Origin of the sequence: Shewanella sp. 4t3-1-2LB (assembly GCF_017368415.1) — a bacterium.
Taxonomy (GTDB): Bacteria; Pseudomonadota; Gammaproteobacteria; order Enterobacterales; family Shewanellaceae; genus Shewanella; species Shewanella fodinae.
This window is the reverse complement of record NZ_JAFNJD010000092.1, coordinates 1-2,632: the sequence shown is the minus strand read 5'-3', so window position 1 is coordinate 2,632 and position 2,632 is coordinate 1. Positions and strand designations below refer to the sequence as shown.

The following is a 2,632-nucleotide window of genomic DNA, read 5'->3' as shown; positions in this document are numbered from 1 at the left end:
TGCGTATTCCGGCGAAGTTGAACGGCTATTCTGATTGAACGTGAACACCTTGCTCCCTAACGCAAGCTTACTTTAACTGTTATCTCCTAAGTGTTCACGTTCGATGTTTTCCCCTGTGTGTTTGCGCATTGATTCTCCCTTCAGTTCCAGCCGATGACTGTTGTGCATCAAGCGGTCTAAGATCGCATCTGCTAACGTGTTATCTCCTATTGCCGCATACCACTGCTCTGTCGGCAGTTGGCTTATCAGTACTGTCGATGTCACGCCTGACCGATCATCCATTATTTCCATCAAGTCATTGCGTTGGCCTGGTTTCAGCACCTCTAGACCCCAGTCGTCTAAAATCAACAACTGCGTCTTAGCCAACTGGGTCAGCAACTTCTGATAACTGCCATCCGCCTTGGCTTGTGTCAGCTCCAACAACAAACGTGACGTTCTAAAATACCTCACGCTTTGACCCTGATGGCAAGCATGTCGCCCAAGCGCACACGCCAAATAGGTTTTGCCGGTGCCGCAGGGACCGGTGATGAGCAAGTTCTGCGCCCGCGTTAACCATTCCCCTTGGCTCAGTTGGGCGATCTGCGCTCGCTTAAGATTACGGTGTTGCTGGTAATCTATCTCCTGAAGCGTCGCCTGAAGCCTAAAACCTGCTTGGCGCACCAAGCGGGTCTGTTTGCGGTTCTCTCGTTGTAAATGCTCCTGCGTTACCAGCAGTCCCAGTCGTTCCAAGAACGGAAGCTCGGCATAGGTACCGGGCTGCTGTAACTGGGTTTCTAACGCTGTAGCCATGCCGCTTAGGCGCAGCTCGTGCAGTTGGTTTAGGGTTTGAACTGTCATCTGTGGCTCCTTTAGTGGAAGTTCTTCGGACCACGGATATTCTCGTGATCTTGTGGTAATTCGATGGTTAATTCTTGCTGGTGAGGTAACTGATCACGGTTGCTTTGCAGTACCGATTTCAGTTGCTTAAGGCGATTCAGCCCCTCTCGATTGGCGATAGCACATGCCGCATTCAGACGCGTTGCGGGATAGCTGCGCGTCAAATTGAGCAGCCCTAAGGAGACCTTATAGGCTTGCTCTGGATGGGCCTTCTCTTCAAGACGGTCACTGACCCAACGCAGCACTTCCGGCCCCGTATCTTTAGCCCATTGCTTCAACCGTCCTGGCGTCCAGCGTTGCTGTTTGCTATGCCGCTCCGGCATGTGGGCCGGTGTTGTGGTCATACCCGGACGGTATTTGCGAGGATGTGCGGCAATTAACGTCTGACGGAAGTAGAGCTGTATCAGCGTATCGCCAGCATGTAGCTCCAACTGCTCACCCACATATTGATGCGGGACAGAGTAATGATGCTGTTGATAAGCCACATGGTAATCGATACCCACCTTCACCGTTTTGATGTCGGTATAGCGATAAGGTTGTAGTGGTAGCGGCTTGAGCACTGGCTTATCTAGCCGATTAAATGCCTCCAAACGATTTCCTGGTAATTGCTTGAAGGGGCGCAGGTTCAAATCATCCAGCAACATCCGGATGCATTGGTTTAACTCTGCCAGTGAGAAGAAGGTGTAATGCCGCAGTCTGGCTAAAATCCAGCGTTCCACAATCTGCACAGCCACTTCAGCCTTGGCTTTATCCTTAGGTTTGTAAGGCCTTGCTGGGATAACTGCGACTTGATAATGCTCCGCTAACTGTTGGTAGCTGGGATTGAGTTCCGGATCATAACGACAGGTTTTACTGACGGCGCTGCGCAAGTTATCTGGCACCACTATCGCAGGTGTGCCACCGAAGTATTCAAACATGCGCACATGGCTTTGTAGCCAGTCTGGTAAGGATTGCGAGTGTGTTGCTTCAGCATAGGTGTAGTTAGACGCGCCGAGCACCCCCACAAAAATCTGAGCGGTAGTGACTTCTCCAGTGAGGGCATTAACCAGCGGTACGGTGGGGCCGCAGTAATCAACAAAACACTTCTCTCCGGCTTGGTGCAGTTGTCGCATCGAACGCTTCTGCTTTCCATGCCACTGCATATAGAGCGAGCAATACTGCGAGTAGCTGTAACAACTGTTTGGATGGCGTTGTGTGTATTCCTCCCACAACAGTTGCTTGGAGACACCTTTTTTCTTGAGTTCTTGATGGACCTCAGTCCAATCAGGCAGTTGAAAACGTGCGGACGGCTTAGTATCCGCAGCGGGATAAAATAACTGAGCAAGATGTTGGTCATCCATCTCGTCTGGTAATGGCCACGAGAGCCCGATGGCCTCAGCCTCAGTGATGAGTTGTTTGACTTTGCCGAGGCTCACTTTGGTGCCTCGATGTATTTGCCGGTAGGACAAGCCAGCTTGCCACCGAAGTCGAAGTACTTCACGAATTTTACGCATTGCAATTCTCTCTGCTGGCATCACTGGTCCTCGTAAAAAGTCCAGCTTACCAAAATTATTAAATACAATGCGTTAGGGAGGATTCTGACGGAACGTGAACACCGATTCTGGCAAGATGAACACCTATACCGGCAATATGAACACCGATTCTGGAAATGATGGTCAAAGTGTTCAGATTGAAATCAGTATGGGTGTTCACGTTCAATCAGTAGAGGTGTTCACGTTCCGTCAGAATGAGTGTTCATGATCGGCCGGAATACGCA

The 2,632-nt window shown here is 50.5% G+C and carries 2 protein-coding genes; both read right to left on the bottom strand.

Annotated features, from left to right (window positions below; genetic code table 11):
• Nucleotides 1-72 precede the first annotated feature (72 nt).
• Nucleotides 73-837 carry an IS21-like element helper ATPase IstB gene (istB, locus tag J3L11_RS18635; RefSeq protein ID WP_133040732.1) on the bottom strand — a complete coding sequence of 255 codons (765 nt, stop codon included), beginning with the start codon at nt 835-837 and terminating at the stop codon, nt 73-75.
• An 11-nt stretch (nt 838-848) separates the two neighbouring features.
• On the bottom strand, nt 849-2,390 hold the full coding sequence (gene istA, locus J3L11_RS18630) for an IS21 family transposase (protein WP_133040733.1): 1,542 nt from the start codon (nt 2,388-2,390) through the stop codon (nt 849-851).
• Between the last annotated feature and the right edge of the window lie 242 nt (nt 2,391-2,632).